Annotated in this window: 17 protein-coding genes; 15 read left to right on the top strand and 2 right to left on the bottom strand. The window is 65.6% G+C overall.

The genetic code is table 11. From position 1 onward, the window contains the following. The first annotated feature begins 73 nt into the window (after positions 1-73). The 9 genes from OG417_RS45075 to OG417_RS45035 all read left to right on the top strand — a co-directional run bounded on the left by OG417_RS45075 (position 74) and on the right by OG417_RS45035 (position 7,520). Positions 74-472: an ATP-binding protein gene (locus OG417_RS45075; protein ID WP_329242985.1), complete on the top strand. Its 399-nt coding sequence runs from the start codon at positions 74-76 to the stop codon at positions 470-472. 385 nt (positions 473-857) lie between these two features. Next, complete coding sequence (locus OG417_RS45070) at positions 858-1,421, top strand: hypothetical protein (RefSeq protein WP_329242982.1); 564 nt, start codon at positions 858-860, stop codon at positions 1,419-1,421. A gap of 253 nt (positions 1,422-1,674) precedes the next feature. Further along, positions 1,675-2,946 (top strand): tetratricopeptide repeat protein, encoded by a 1,272-nt coding sequence (locus tag OG417_RS45065; RefSeq protein ID WP_329242980.1) that lies wholly within the window; start codon positions 1,675-1,677, stop codon positions 2,944-2,946. Further along, entirely contained in the window at positions 2,943-3,581 is a 639-nt protein-coding gene (locus tag OG417_RS45060; protein ID WP_329242977.1) for a hypothetical protein, read from the top strand. The genes OG417_RS45065 and OG417_RS45060 overlap by 4 nt, the downstream gene beginning before the upstream one ends. 149 nt (positions 3,582-3,730) lie before the next feature. Beyond that, entirely contained in the window at positions 3,731-5,512 is a 1,782-nt protein-coding gene (locus OG417_RS45055) for an ATP-binding protein (protein WP_329242975.1), read from the top strand. A 39-nt stretch (positions 5,513-5,551) separates the two neighbouring features. Further along, a complete protein-coding gene (locus OG417_RS45050; RefSeq protein WP_329242972.1) occupies positions 5,552-5,989 on the top strand; it encodes a roadblock/LC7 domain-containing protein in 438 nt (145 codons plus the stop codon). Further along, positions 5,986-6,360 carry a DUF742 domain-containing protein gene (locus OG417_RS45045; RefSeq protein WP_329242969.1) on the top strand — a complete coding sequence of 125 codons (375 nt, stop codon included), beginning with the start codon at positions 5,986-5,988 and terminating at the stop codon, positions 6,358-6,360. The genes OG417_RS45050 and OG417_RS45045 overlap by 4 nt, the downstream gene beginning before the upstream one ends. After that, the gene (locus OG417_RS45040; protein WP_329242967.1) at positions 6,341-6,916 is read left to right on the top strand and encodes a GTP-binding protein; all 576 of its coding nucleotides are present in this window, start codon (positions 6,341-6,343) and stop codon (positions 6,914-6,916) included. Before OG417_RS45045 ends, OG417_RS45040 begins: the two co-directional genes overlap by 20 nt. Before the next feature lie 40 nt (positions 6,917-6,956). After that, positions 6,957-7,520 carry a GAF domain-containing protein gene (locus OG417_RS45035; protein WP_329242964.1) on the top strand — a complete coding sequence of 188 codons (564 nt, stop codon included), beginning with the start codon at positions 6,957-6,959 and terminating at the stop codon, positions 7,518-7,520. Here the strand turns inward: OG417_RS45035 and OG417_RS45030 are convergent, their stop codons facing one another. Further along, the gene (locus tag OG417_RS45030; RefSeq protein WP_329242961.1) at positions 7,521-8,711 is read right to left on the bottom strand and encodes an acyl-CoA dehydrogenase family protein; all 1,191 of its coding nucleotides are present in this window, start codon (positions 8,709-8,711) and stop codon (positions 7,521-7,523) included. It lies immediately after the preceding gene. A gap of 267 nt (positions 8,712-8,978) precedes the next feature. Next, positions 8,979-9,362: a helix-turn-helix domain-containing protein gene (locus OG417_RS45025; RefSeq protein WP_329242958.1), complete on the bottom strand. Its 384-nt coding sequence runs from the start codon at positions 9,360-9,362 to the stop codon at positions 8,979-8,981. Positions 9,363-10,024: 662 nt separating this feature from the next. On the opposite strand from OG417_RS45025, the gene OG417_RS45020 reads away from it, so the two are divergent. The 6 genes from OG417_RS45020 (at position 10,025) to OG417_RS44995 (ending at position 14,188) form a co-directional block, all read left to right on the top strand. Continuing rightward, complete coding sequence (locus tag OG417_RS45020) at positions 10,025-10,891, top strand: hypothetical protein (RefSeq protein WP_329242955.1); 867 nt, start codon at positions 10,025-10,027, stop codon at positions 10,889-10,891. 18 nt (positions 10,892-10,909) lie between these two features. Then, the gene (locus OG417_RS45015; RefSeq protein ID WP_329242953.1) at positions 10,910-11,503 is read left to right on the top strand and encodes a hypothetical protein; all 594 of its coding nucleotides are present in this window, start codon (positions 10,910-10,912) and stop codon (positions 11,501-11,503) included. 254 nt (positions 11,504-11,757) lie between these two features. Beyond that, a complete protein-coding gene (locus OG417_RS45010) occupies positions 11,758-12,069 on the top strand; it encodes a hypothetical protein (RefSeq protein WP_329242950.1) in 312 nt (103 codons plus the stop codon). Continuing rightward, positions 12,066-12,947, top strand: a complete 882-nt coding sequence (locus OG417_RS45005; protein ID WP_329242947.1) for an endonuclease/exonuclease/phosphatase family protein — start codon at positions 12,066-12,068, stop codon at positions 12,945-12,947. The genes OG417_RS45010 and OG417_RS45005 overlap by 4 nt, the downstream gene beginning before the upstream one ends. Before the next feature lie 141 nt (positions 12,948-13,088). Continuing rightward, positions 13,089-13,976, top strand: coding sequence for an endonuclease/exonuclease/phosphatase family protein (locus tag OG417_RS45000; RefSeq protein ID WP_329242944.1), 888 nt, complete (start codon positions 13,089-13,091; stop codon positions 13,974-13,976). 71 nt (positions 13,977-14,047) lie between these two features. Next, complete coding sequence (locus OG417_RS44995) at positions 14,048-14,188, top strand: DUF397 domain-containing protein (RefSeq protein ID WP_329242941.1); 141 nt, start codon at positions 14,048-14,050, stop codon at positions 14,186-14,188. Positions 14,189-14,510 lie beyond the last annotated feature (322 nt).

The raw sequence follows: 14,510 nt of genomic DNA, 5'->3' as shown, positions 1-14,510 counted from the left end.
AGGCGTCCGACGAGGCTCGCTCGACGGCCGCAGTGCAGGCAGAGGAAGATCCTAGACCTACCGAGCTGCGCCGATGACAGACGCGAACATCCTGGGTGTGCTGGATATGCCGGCGAGATCGCGAGAATTGAGGCATGCGCGCCGCTGGCTGCACGACGTCGTAACAGCTGATCACGCTGAGATCGGCGATGACGTCGTGCTGCTTGGGTGCGAGCTGGCGACGAACGCCATTCGATATTCTGATTCGGTAAAGCTGACAATTATCGTGTTGGCGGTGGATGACGCTATTCGCGTCGAGGTTATCGACGCTGGATCTGATGTGCACATACCTCGGATAATGGATCCGGGCCTCAATATGGAAAGGGGGCGTGGACTTCAAATGGTGAACGAGATTACGCAGGGTCGGTGGGGAACGCACGCTGATGAGAATGGTCGGGTCGTGTGGTTTGAGAGGCCATTCAAGATTGCCTAATTCAATGTTGGTGTAGCTCAAAAATGTATTTTTTATTGGTTGATCGGCTGATCGAGGACCGAGTGCAAGTGCTGATCCCCCGTGGCTACGTGACCTTCGCCAGCAGCGCCGGGTTACCTCAACACCGCACCACGCCCGTTTGAACGCGCCACACACATACGCGCACCCTCGACGATCTGCTGAACCGGATACGTGAATCTGGAGGTGAGCGATCGTGACGCGACAGCATCCGCGCTCGGCTCGGCGTCTGCGCTCCGCTGGACCATCCCGGAAAAGCGCCGCACGGCCGACCACGCCCCCGCGGTCGGCCGTGCGGCCCTCACTCAGCCGCCTACTCACCGAAACGACAACTCTGGTGGCGGCCAACGAAATGGATCCACCTGCCATGTCCCACGCTCAGGCGCTGCTGGCCCGCCTCGCCAACGCGATCTCCGCGCTCGCACGCGAAGTTCCCGCGCCGCCCGCCGAGACCTTCGCACAGGCCGTCGAGCTGCTGCAATCCGGCCAGAGGGCCTTGAGTAGAGCCGATGTCAACGCACCGGCGCAGTCCGACGATCCGGGCTGGTGGGTCCCGGATAGCCAGGGATCACCTCAGCCGGGCGGTCACGCCAGCCATCCTGATTTGGACGCATGGCTGACCAGCAGCGCAGACATGGTGACCGGCGAAGCCGATCGGCGCCGGGTGCCGATTCGAGATCTGCTCACCGCGGGGGAGTTCTTCGTGCGCACCGCCGGGCGGCCCGTGATCGTACTGGCGGCCGGCGAGGACGGCGTGTCCATTGTCGATGTCGGCACCGTCTCGCGTGGGGATGAGCTGCGGTCCCGAATCGCTGAAGCGCTGTACCTCGTCAGCGCCGAGGCCACCATGTGGTCGCCTCGGGCCCGTGCGCAGGCCATGGCTCTTGTTCGGTTTGCCGAAGACGAACTCGCTGAACGGTGTCAGCGGTGAGCGGCATCGCCACCTACCTACGGCGTCGGCGCAGCCCAAGGGCACAGTCACCGGCCTGGATGGAACGTTCATGCGTGCGAGACCGCTCGCCGCAGGATGTTCCTCGGCTCCTCGCGAGCGCATGTTTCCGCGCCGGTATGCGGTCGCCGTTGTCTCTGGGGCCGCAGGCTGATCCAGTCCCGTGGCGAGCGTGCCCTGATCTACGCGCCTGTGGGCGCGACACCTGCCCATTTCCTTCTCGAAGAGAAACGCCGTGACTTCTATCTCCTCCTATCAGGCCCTGGACGAGGTCGCCCGCGACAGCCTTGACAGGCTGTGCCTATGGGGTGGTCCGCATTTCACCCTCGACATCGTGGCGGCGCTATTTGAGGTGCCCAAGCAAGAAGCCGTCGAGCGCCTTACTCATCTGGTGAAGCTAGAGCTGATCGATCGTGACGAGGCTGAGCGATACCGGCTTTGCGAGGACATCCGGGCTCGTATGCGGGAGCCTGCTGTCCAGAGCGATCGCGGCGCGGATGATGCTGCGCTGGCACGGGCGATTCACCGCCTGATTGTCGAGGCGGCGTCCGCCGACTACCGGCTCTGTCCGGAACCACCTCGACACAGCTGGGCGTACGGTCGGGTGCCGCAGCGGCCGACCCAGCCTACCGATGCGGCCGAGGCTTTCGCCTGGTTGGACGCCGAGGTCGGCAACCTGGTCTACGCCCAGCAAGCCGCCGTCGGGATCAGCCAGGACGAGCTGGCGGTCACGATTACCGAAACCCTGGGCAACTGGCTGGATTCTCGCCGGCCACACGATCTGTGGGAGACCGTCTGCGATCGGGGGATCGCCGCAGCGCGGCGATGTGGTCTCCGTCTGGCCGAGGCAGGGGCGCGGTTGCTGCTGTGTCGGGCCTACCAGGACACAGGTGACTTCGAGCGTGCTCGCGAGCAGGCTGAAGGCGCCCTCAGATTGTCACAAGAGGCCGGTGACTGGGTTGGGGAGGCCGCTGGCCTGGGCCAGGTTGGGGCGTTGCATCTCGCTGATGGGGACGCGGAGCAGGCGTTGCCCATCTTGAACGGCGCTCTGGACATCGTCGGGGAGAGCCTGGAATGCACTTGGTTGAGCGCTCTGCTGCGTCGCCAGATCGCCGAGGCCGAGGCCATGGCTGGCCACATCGACAAGGCGCGCGCCGATTTCCGGCTTGCCGTGCACGCTTTCGCTGCGCGCGACCATCACCAGCACGGCCGGGCCCTGACCGAGCTGGGCGCGGCAGAGATCGAGGCGGGACACGACTCACGCGCCATCGTCGCGCTCAGCGAAGCGTCGTGGGTACTGCAGATCTGCGGTCGGCCGTTCTCCAGTGCCCGCGCTCACTACCTCCTGGCTCAAGCGCATCAGAACACGGGCCAGCGTCAGGAAGCCAGCCTGCACATCGCCCAGGCGCTGGAGCACTACCGGGGGGCCGGCACGGCCGAGTGCCACCCAGGCTTCGCTGATGCCCTGCGGCTGGCCGCGGACCTCGCCGGCCAGGCGTCGGCATGATTCCAGAGTCGCTCCAAGACAGACCGCTGGCGGCGTGTCCGACCACCGAACGGCCGCACGTTACGCCGGACGGCGGCCACTCGGCGCTGGTTGGAACTGCACCCGCTGGCTCACGACCGCTGTCCCGCAGCGATCTCATGCGGCTGCAACCGATCTCCTGGCGTACGCCTGACGGCATCGGGGTGGATATCCGCCGAACCACACTTCCGCCAGGTTTTGCCGCGCGTCTGGAGAACGATTTCGATGATCTTTATCGGAACGCGGCGGAGCGCACAGGTGACTGTGGCGGCGTGCTCTTGTATTTCGACCAGAAGCAGGTCGCTGGCCGATCCGCCTTGCGGCGTGTCGAGCGGATAGCCGACGGGCGCTACGCGGCCGTGTTGATAGTGGTTGTCACGAACGATGTCGGTGTCGTGGTCATAGTCGAGTGCTGCGCTTCCGCCGGCGCCCATATTCAAGCAGACCACGCGGAGTCGGCGTTGGAGCGGACGTGCAAGCTCGTCGACGACGTCGCTGACTTCTCCTTCCTTGGACTCGAAAGCCATGATGACTGGCAGGTTCCTGCCCAAAGCACCGTGGAGCAGGCCAGTGAGGCCACCGACTCGCGTCCTCGATTAACCACGGGGGTCGCTTGAGACTGTCTCCCGGGTTCGCCGCGCGATACAAGCGCGTCCCGTTATTTCCGATCCCTGATAGATAAGGGTATTGAGGATATTGATGTCTTTCGCCACAACCGTCGGGCACGGCTTCTCGCGTAACTCTCACCCGGCCAGCGAGGACGCTCATGCCTGAATTTCAGGTTCCTACCACGGATATCGCCCAATGGGATGGCCCACGTCATGGCCGCCCGGCCGCCCAGCCCAGCATGCGCCTGTTCCATTGGGGTGTTTGCGTGACTCCGGCCATCGTCATGGCCGCGGTAGCCTTTGGCGCTGTCTTTTTGCAGGCGGCCATGGCCCCCTCGGTGAAGAGCGCCGGGATCGCGATGCTGGTGGCGGTGGCGGGCGTCGTCATCCTCGTTGTCGCTGGGGGCGGAGCCGAGGCCGCACATCGCCGGGTGCGTCAGGACCGGGATGAGCTGGTATCGGCTCACGCCAGCGCGCAGCAGGAACTGGCGCTCGGCCACGAGAAAGCCCAGGCGGAGCTACACGGCCGGCTTCGCCAACTGCACGCGCGGATCGATGAACTGCGGGCCCTCGCTGCGCACGGACGCGATGACGTTGAGCAGCTGGCCAAGCGGTTGATGAGCGGCGAACGCATCGCCCCCTATAGCGCAGGCGATCTCCGATTCACCGGCGGGGACTCAGTGGTGCTCCTCGCGCATGATCTGGAAGCCTTGCGTGCAGCTGCCCTGAGGGCTGTTATTCAGGTGGCACAACAGATTGAGCAGAGCAGAGCGGCTCACGCCGTGCAGGTGTATGCCACTCTCGCTCTACGTATGCAGTCACGTGCTAATCGGGCGATCAGAATGCTCGATGAGCTGGAGCGGCGGGTCGTGGACCCGGACATGCTCAAAAGGTTGTTCGCTGTCGACCACCAGGTGACCATCAATCGCCGCCAGGCAGAAAACTTCGCGGTGATCTGCGGTGAGGCGTCCCGGCGCCGGTGGAGCGATCCGCAGCCGATCTCCAAGGTCCTACGTGCGGCTGTGGTCGAAGTCGAGGACTATCCGCGCGTCAGGGTCGCGACGAAAATCCAAGGCGCACTGGAAGGCGATGGAGTATCCGACGTCGTTCACCTCGTCGCTGAGTTGATCGAGAATGCCACGAGCTTCTCCAAGCCCGACACCCACGTCCTTGTTCGAACGCGGGGACGCGACGACGGCGTGGTCATCGAGGTCGTGGACGAGGGCCTGGGCATGCCGCCAGGCGACGTTGAACGCTGGAACGCTTATCTCGCCAATCCGCCCCACCCGAGCGTCATCACCTCACACGATAGGAGCCATATCGGGTTGGCCGTGGTCGCGGCCCTGGCTAGCCGGCAGGGCATTCGGGTCTCATTGCGGTCAGAGTTGCACCGCGGGACCACCGCCTACGTCGAGCTGCCGGCCCGGATGGTCCAGGTCGCTGATCGGCGAAGCCGATCAGCGGCACACCCCCCACCGGAGGCAGCGCTGCCACCCGCTCCTCCTGAAGCGACGGATCAGCCCACGCCCCGGCCCGTCGTCCATCCGCCACACCCGATCGCTGGCGTTGGTCACCAGCATCGCGGTGAGCAGAAATCGGTGATAGGCGGGGACCAGGGATCCGCTTACCTGCGCCCCGGCGGCCCAACCGCGCCGAGCACTCCGCCACCATCGCGGTCCGGTAGTGAAACTGCGTCCGCTCAGCGCGCCGGACATCGCTGGCAACCTCCGCCTTCCGCGGCGCCGGACGGCGAGCAACCTCCCGCCACGACACGCCGTCCGCTGCCTCAACGTGTGCCGCAACAGAGTTTCCCCGAACAACGACACGACGGGGCGAACCGGCGATCTGAGGACTCGGACACCGAGCCGACGCCTGACCTGATCGCCGACTTCAAAAAAGGTGCCGGTGATCTCGATGACGAATCCCACGACCGTCTCTGACCGGCGCACAGACCGCTCACTTCCCCGAGGAGAAGATTCATGACTACCGAGCAGAACGGCTGGCCCGAGGATGCCGAACTCGGCTGGCTGCTCGAGCGCCTTGCCGATCGCGTTGAGGGCGTCCGCGAGGTCGCACTGCTGTCTGTTGACGGCCTCGTCAAGACCGCGATCGGGCACAGCCGCGATGACAGTGACCGTTTCGCTGCCATCGCCTCTCAGCTGATTTCCCTTGCCCGGGCGGCAGGACGGACCTTTGACGGCAGCGACACAGTCCGGCTCGCGGTGCTCGAACTCGGTTCGAGCACGGTGTACGCCCGCGGCGCGGGCGAACACTCAGTCCTGGCGGTGCTCGCAGATCGCGAAGCGAAACCATCCCTCGTCGGCCATGAGATGGATGAGCTGATCAAGGGGGTCCGTCGCTTCCTGGCCACACCGGCCCGGCCCTCGCCCGCCGGCCATGAAACCCAAGGCGGGTGAGCACGACGGCTACCGACGATGGCCGATGGCTGCTGGATGCCGAAGCCGGGCCGCTGGTTCGCCCGTACGGGGCAAGTAAGGGACGGACCGACGCGACCTACGACCTGAGCCTGCTGTCGGTGGTGGTGGCCACCGGCCAAGCCACCGATGGATGGGAACCGGACCAGGCCCACGCCCTGGAGCTGTGCCGCTTCCCGATCGAGGTCGCGAAGGTCGCCTCCTTGATGCAGCTGCCTGCCGTGGTCACCAAGGTCGTGCTGTCCGACCTGATCGATGCCGGCGCGGTCACCACCCGGGATACGCGTCTGACCACCGGCCCGCCTACCGACACAGTGCTGAAGGAAGTGCTCGATGGCCTATACGCACTCTGATCGCCCGGTCATCCAGGCCAAGATCATGATCGGAGGTGGCTTCGGTGTAGGGAAGACGACTGCGGTTGGTGCGGTGAGTGAGATCGAGCCCCTGAGCACCGAAGAACTCCTTACCGCGGCCAGCGTCACGACCGACTGCCTGGACGGGGTCGAGGACAAAAGTCACACCACCGTTGCCCTCGACTGGGGCCGCATCACCATCCACACCGGGCTGGTGCTCTATTTGTTCGGAACCCCCGGTCAGGAGCGCTACTGGTTCATGTGGGACGAGCTGTGCCTCGGCGCGCTCGGCGCCATCGTCCTGGCCGACACCCGCCGCCTGCAGGCGTGCTTTCAAGCCATCGACTTCTTTGAACGGCGCCGCATCCCCTTCATCGTCGCCGTCAACGAGTTCGACGGCGCCGACCGATATGGAACCGAGGAGGTGCGGGCCGCGCTCAGGCTCGCCACCGGCGTACCGGTCCTGGCGTGTGACGCCCGGAAACGCCACTCGGTGAAACACGTTCTGATCACCCTGGTCGAATACGTCCTCACCACGCGATCACACGCTGGATAACCCGAAAACCTCCCTTGAACCGCCTGATTTGGAGCCCATCGTGACCGACAGCCCTATCGAAGGCCACTTGCTGACCCCCAACGACCCACACCTGGTGCGTCGCCTGCGGCGCCTCCAAGACCTCGGTGTGGGACGCAGGCCGGATGCCGAATTCGACGCATTCGCCCGCACCCTCGCCTACGACGCCCGGGAGCTGGTGAGCGCGCCCTGGCCCCCGCACACCATGGTCAACTTCGTGACCAACGATCAATACTTCGCCGGGCTCAACATCGGAGGCGCCCCGACCGGCGAGCCGGGCGTCGGCCGGGTGATGGACAAGGACCACGGCTACTGCCCGGACGTCATCGACCGGGGTCTCCCGCTTGTCCTGGACGACGTCTTCGACTACCCCCGGTACGCCGGCAACGAGGTGGTCGACGAGATCGGGATCCGCTCCTATGTGGGAGCGCCACTGATCGACGAGCCGACCGGCACGATCCTGGGCACGATCTGCATCGTGGACACCGAACCGCGGAGCTGGGGTCGACCCGGTCTGGAACTCATCACGCAGCGGGCGGAGGAGTTCATGACCCGCCTCCAGCAACGGGAGAACCGGCGAAGGTGATCAGGCGGGGACCTCGGCACGTTGGCGTGGGGTGGCGAACCGCTCCGACAGGGGACGGTTTCGCCGCCCCAGCGCCTCCAGGCTCAGGCGGTATCGCTGGAAATCTGAGGTACCGGCGGGGAACTCAATGCAGTGGGCGTCGCGGAAACGCCGTTCGGCCGGATGGTCAACGAAGAGTCCTTCTCGTGCGCCGTGCACGTTCAACGCCTCTCGCGTGGTGGTTTCGGCGGCCTTGACGACTTCGAGCTTGGCGGCGATGAGTTCCTCATCGCACGCCAGGCCATTGTCCAAGCGGTTCACCGCGTCATACAGCACCACTCGGGAGGTGATCAGCCGCCGGTGGATGTCGCCGATGCGTTGCTGGATGGTCTGGTGGACCCGCAGGCGTTCGTCTTTGACCCGCTCGGCCACTCCTTCCCAGGCGGCCTGCTGCAAGCCCAGGCTGAGCGCGGCCAGGTTCGGCCTGCCGTACAGGATGCTCGCGGCGTGGGCGACCAGCAGGCCATCGCCTTCCTCCCCGACCCGATTGGCCACCGGGACACGGCAGTCGGTCAGGGCGACCTCGCCGCAGGAAAAACCGTTCAGGCCGAGGAAGGGCACATGCGCCGGGCAGCTGATACCGGGCCGATCCGCCTCGACGAGGAACGCGGTCAACCCGCCCGATCCCTCAGCGGTGCGGACCACGACGAGATGCAGGGTGGCGACGTGGCTGTTGCCGACGCAGACCTTCCGGCCGTTCAGCACATAGGTGCGCTCATCGACGCGTTCCCCCCTCGACCGCATCGCGAGAACATCCCCGCCGGTCCCCGGTTCGGTGACATCGATCGCGGGCAGGCAGTCCCCGGCCGCGATCGCCGGCAACCAGGTGTTCTTCTGCTCATCGGTGCCGAAATGGACCAACGCGCCGGTCGGGATGATCCCGGCCTGGGCGATCGCCGCCGCCGCGCCGTTCTCCCGGGCCAGCTCCTCCAAAATAACGGTCTTCGCATAATGCCCGAGCCCCAAGCCCTCGTATTCCGGGTCAACCGTTGCACTGGTCCAGCCCTGCCTTGCGATCGCCTTCGCCAAGTCGTGGCGTACCTCACGGTCTCTTTCCATGATCGGCACCAAGGGGCGTACGATTTCTGCGGCGAAAGCCCGCACCTGTTTCCGCAGATCTTCGTAGCTTTCCGTGATCCGGTAGCCGGCCATGCGGACCTCCTCGTGTATCACCTGTTGGCCCCGGGCGGCCAACAACCCAGCTAAATAACCAGTCGGAAAGGCTCACCGCGGGATCGGAAAGCGTGTCCCACCATCAGGCAAATCGGCGCACGCAAGAGCACATTTGAGCATCATGAGGGCATGGGTTTGTTGCCGACGGCAAGTCCCGTGAATGTGAATATCGAGTAGATCCGCGGCAACCAGATGATCTTGATGGATTTGGGTTGTGGCCGGACGTCGAGGGTGGGTGGACCGGTCTTACCGTGTGAGGGCGTACCGGCCGGACACCCCGGTAAGCCCAATGAAGTTATCCCAGGTAGAACCGTTCTCTGTGTCGTCGAGCCAGGGCAGGCAGTCGCTCCGGATCTCAAGGGCGGTGTCGGAAGCATCAGGGGGTGACGCCGTATCGTCGCGGAGTTGGAGGATCTCATCGATCTCGTCCAGAGTCCGGGAGAACGCGACCGCCATGGCCGCGCGCCTTGTTGAGGAAATGCCGAGCTCGCCCCGCTCCCATTTTGAGACGGCCGAGGCGGAAGCGGGGCGGCACAATCCTGTCTCGCCGAGCGCCGCACCGAATTCGACCTGCGTCATCTTCAGTACGTCGTCGCGAAAGGCTTTCAAGCCGGGGCGACTGTGTGTCATCTTCTCCCACCCGTACGCTCTCACGATCGAACGCCTCGATTCTCGCACGGAAGGCACGTAACAGCCGAATCATTATAGGTAACGATGGTGCAACCTCGAATGTGTAGGCTCGTCCACCGAATGACCAACATATCGGACAGAACTGCCAGTCGACTGCCAGTCAACCCGCCCCAAACTGCCAGTCGATCCCAGACGCGCACCTGTACTCGGTAGTAACTGCTCGTTGGCTCCCATTGCATTGCGCCATTGGATGGCGCTGAGATGTCCGCCGGACCGTTCACATGCCGACCGGACGGCCATTGCTCCCGTGTCATGTTGGCGTACTGCCGTCATGCAACAGGACGACTTCGGGGACGAACTCCGCACCACTGAGGAAGGACACTTTTGTCCCGGCGATTGAAAACGACCGCGCTACTGTCGCGCGTCGTGGCTGGTCTCCCACTGATCACGGGGCTCACCACCACGACAACCGCTTCCCATCGCTCGGCGGCCACACCACCTTTGCCTGCGTCGAGCCAGGGCGATGCCGGAGTTCTGAGCATCGTCGCTGCGCGGGCGGCTGTGACGTCTGGAACCTCCGCGGCCTTCCCGCTGATGGCGGGCATCGTCGCCGACGCCGCTCAGGTCGCCGGCCGGCCGCTCGAGCTGGCGGGGGTGGTGGCGTGACGACGGAGTCTTTGTCTCTGGCCCACTTCACCGTCTTGATCATTAACTGGCAGTACGGCGGTGTCGACCGCCGGAGTCGCGACCGCAGCGCCTGGCTGCGCAGCGTGAACGTGATCAACCAGGTACGGCCGATGATCGTGCTCGCGCAGGAGATGGACTGCCAGGGCAACCCGGCCCAGCTCCATCAGCATCTGGAGGCGACCGCGACCGCGCTGGGCGGGATGACGTCGATCCTGGGCCCGCCTGCCAGCGGGACCGGCGGTAACCACACCGCCATCTTCGTCCGGGCCTCCGCCGGCTTGCAGGTCATCAACCGCTGGCCTACCTCAGCCCCGGCCGGACCACGCGAGCCCTGGTGGTGCTCAGCACAGGTCAAGATCCCCGGCGTGGCCCCGGCCGCACATCTATATTCGGTGCACCTGAGCCCCCGGTCCGCACTCGACCAGCTCCGCGCGGTGCAGATCGTCACCAGCTTGGTCACCGAAGGCATCCAGTTCGCGCTCGTCGGCGGGGACTTCAACGGCTACCCCCGCCAGCCGGAGATCTCGCCGGAGGTACTGGCCGGTCTGCCCCGGCACCTGCAGATGACCCGCTGCCGGCCCGGCCCGAACGGGCTGATCCCTAACCATGATGTCGCCGACGAACTACAGCGCGCTCAGCTGTTCGACATCGCCGCGCACCTGGACGAAACCGGGCGAGGACCGTCGGATCTGCGCCCCACCACCGAAGACGGGGCCCGCGTTGACCGCTGCCACGGCGACAAACGCTGGGCCGCCGCCGCACGTGAGGCCAAGAACCTGGCGGTCGGCAGCGACCACCAGGCTCTCGCCGTCACCTTCGACCTGACCGGGATGGCCGCATGACGGCGACAAACCCGCCCTGTGGGCAGCAACACCGTGATCCGCGGGCACGGCTCTCCCGAACGAATTGAGGGTAAGGGAATGACGGATGAGGGTGTGCGCAAGCACGCTTACACGGCCACACAGATCTATCAGGCGCTGCAGCCGCTCGGTCACGCGCCGGTGTTCGATCCTGACAAGCGCCCAGACGGCCCGCTTGAACAGGACCGGGCGCAGCTGCTCGGCCTTCTGCTGGCTGTCGTTGAGCTGGCGCTTGTCACCGAACCGCCGGAGACGGCCGTCGACGTCAACGAGGCGTATGCGCGGCAGGCGGTGGCGGGCCGTGACGACGACACCAACCTGGCGGGGATGCTCGCCGTCCGGTTCAGCCGGCTGCAGATGCTCCTGGACGCGATGGATGGCGGGCCGATCATCAATGCTGCGGCGCGGAACGCCGCAGCGACATCCGGGTTGTTGAACCTGTGGCTTCTTGGCCGTACCGGCAGGGAGATCGACACCGACGACGTGGCGATCCTCCGGCAACTGTTCAAGGACGCCCTCACCGACCTCAAGAGCGCACGGAGCTCGTTCGAGGACGTCCGGCGCCAGCTCGTGAAACGCGGTCTCACACTATGACCGGCTCACCCTGCGACACCTCAAGCTCCGGCAACGCCACCTATGCCGGCGCGCCGGCCGACGGCCTTACGTTCCCGCCGCTGGGTGCCGGTCTGGTCGGCGATCCCGGCCCGTTGAAACACCCACGAACAACAAAGCGAAGGGGCTGACTCGCTGTGACAGATTCGCCCACGAGGGCCAGCACGCACGTACGCGCCATCCACGATGTGATCACCCACGCGGTCAGTGACGCAGATGCGGCAACGCTACGCACAGTGATTGATGCGCTGCTTGGCGCGTGCGTGTCCGAGCGCGAGGATGCCGAACGGTTCCGCCAACTGGCGGCGGAGTGGAAGAACACGGGCGACACGGTTCGGCGGGCTGTGTGTGAAGGGCAGGCGCACGGCCGTCACATGGGAGCCGAACGGATCGAGGAAAGGATCCTCGGCGCGCTGGATCTTTGGCAGCAGTGCGAGAAGGCCACGGCGGGCATACCGGACGACGAGCCGTCCTACCTCCCCACGGTTACCTCGGAAACTGAAAGCATCCCGGCCGGCATCGAGGACTCTCCCGGTGGCGGACAGTGAGCGCCGGCGAGGTGACGGTCGTCGCGCTGAATCTGGAAGACGGCGGCTGGGACCAGCAACACCAAGACCATCGCAAACTCGATCTGCTGCCCGAGGTAATCGGGCAGGTGCCGGGTGAGGTCGACGTCGTGCTGTTCCAAGAGGGGAAGTATTACGGGTTTCGGGGGCAGCGGCTCCGGTATCGAGCTGAGAACCTGCTGGCCGATTTCGGGCTGCGGTCGTTTATGACCCCAAGCACGATCGGACAGCTTCATGATCTGGTGTTCGTCCGCTGGCCGCGTTTCCGTCCGATCGAGCACTTCAAGGCTGAGCTGCCGGATGCATTCCATGATCAGATCGGCTGGCTGCACTTCGGGGTGGAAGGGCTGGAGCGGCCGATGGCGGTGCGGTCGTTGCAGTGGGCGTACTGGGACGGCGGAACTCGGCTGGACGCGGCGCAGAAGCTGACCAGGTTCGCCGCGCCGGGCCAGTTGACGTTGTTGGGCGGAGATTTCAACGCACTGTGGCCGGACTGCGATGACCACGCCGAATTCGAGCCAGGCTGGGAACGGCTACCGCCTCACAAGCGCACCCACAAGACCCTGCCGCCCGGACTTCGGCTCGACGGGCGGCTGGTCTCGGACCGGCGCGCGACGCAGGTGCTGCACGAGGTGGGGTTCATTAACGCAGGCTGCGTCGCCGGGGACATGACGCCTACCGTCAACAGCCACATCGATCAAGGACAGGGCGCCCGGATCGACCACATCCTGTCCAGCCCCGATCTGGCACCCGCTCTGGTGCCCGATTCGTATCGGGTGTGGATCAGCGAGCTCGGCGACCGGATCAGCGATCACCGGATGATCTCGGTCCGTCTGGACTTGGACCGGCTGGGCCGGTGAGCGCCCCGCACAGAACCACGGTGTCGGCGGGCCCTTACCCGTCCGCTGATTCCCACACCTCATTGCCGTAACGAGCGCCGCGCCGGCGCCAGACCGAGCCAACCGACAAACGGTCACGACCGAGTTAGGAAGACCTGCCGGATGTTTCCCGCGAATGAGAGCTCTGTCAGCGCCCGGCGTGCGACGGCGCCGGGCAGCTTCGCCGTCGTCTGGGCGAATCTGCATTACGGCGGGGTCGACCCGGGCACCGGCGACGACGCTTCTTGGCGCGAGACGATGAACGCGATCGCTTCCCTCCGGCCCGATGTCGTTTGCCTGCAGGAAATCGATCACCGGCCCGCCCAGATTTGGGCGCACCTGTGGCGGACGGCGAATTTTCTGGGTATGCAGCCCGTGCTGGGCCCCTCAGCCGCGACCCGGGCGCTCACGGGAAACCATGTCGGTTTGCTGGTGCGCACCCGGCCGGGGGTGCAGATCGTCGACCAGTGGCCGCCGCCTGGTGTTGCCGGGCCGCAGGTTCCGTGGTGCAAGGTCAGCATCTCGATCTCCGGCCTGAGCGAGTTCCTGCACGTCTACTGCGTGCATCTTCCGGCACGGAGTACCAGCGCGCAGATGACACAGATCGAGTTCATCACCAACCTGATCACTGATGCCAACGAGCTGGCGCTCGTGGCCGGCGACTTCAACGGATATCCGGCCGAACCCATGGTCACGCCGGCCGAGCTGGCAACGCTCGCCCCACACCTGCAGCTGACCCGCTGTTTGCCAAGCGCGGACGGTCTTGTCCCGAACCTGCGCGCGTGGCAGGAACTCAAGCGCGCTGGTCTCCTCGACGTCGTCGCCGCTCTTCCTGCCGAGGTACGGGATCCGTGCGAGCTGATGCCCACCGGCCGCGGCGGCGCACGCGTCGACCGCTGCCACGCCGTCGAGCGCCTCGCCCAGGCCGCGACCCGTTACCAGCAGGTCACGACCGGCTCCGATCACGCTGCCGGCGCGCTCTGGTTCGACCTGAAAGCACTGGCGGCCTGATCACTGACCAGCGCGACTCCGGTCACCTCAGAACCGCGACACGACCCGCACCCGCGAAAGGAGGAGATCCCATGGAAAACCCCACGAGCAGCATCGCCGACTGGCGCAAGAGCAGCCGCAGCATGGCGAACAACCAATGCATCGAAGTCGCTGCCGTCACCCTTCAACCGGGGCCGAGCGCTGACCACCAGCTCGCGGCACCCGCTGTTTAACAGACCAGTCAACGACCGCCAAACGGTGGGCGCCGTGCCCGGGTAGATCGGCTGCGCCCGCTGCAATCCGATGGATGGAGGAGAGGAGGTGATCGTCGTGACCTACTGGATCACTTTCTAACCGGCGATCGCGCGATGAGGAGCGGCTCCGCCCCCCGATAACTCCGGCCAGCTCGGGGGCGGGGCCGCATCCCCGAAACCGGAACCGCCGCTCTCACAGCCACGCTCGGTCGAGCTCACCGAGCCCAGACCCCGTTCGCACGTGCGCGCGACCGCCCTGACCTACCGAGACCAGCAGGAAATCGCCATGATCGTTCCGTCC

This window comes from Actinoallomurus sp. NBC_01490 (assembly GCF_036227085.1).
GTDB lineage: Bacteria > Actinomycetota > Actinomycetes > Streptosporangiales > Streptosporangiaceae > Actinoallomurus > Actinoallomurus oryzae.
The sequence above is the reverse complement of the archived record's forward strand: the minus strand, read 5'-3'. Positions and strand labels throughout refer to the sequence as shown.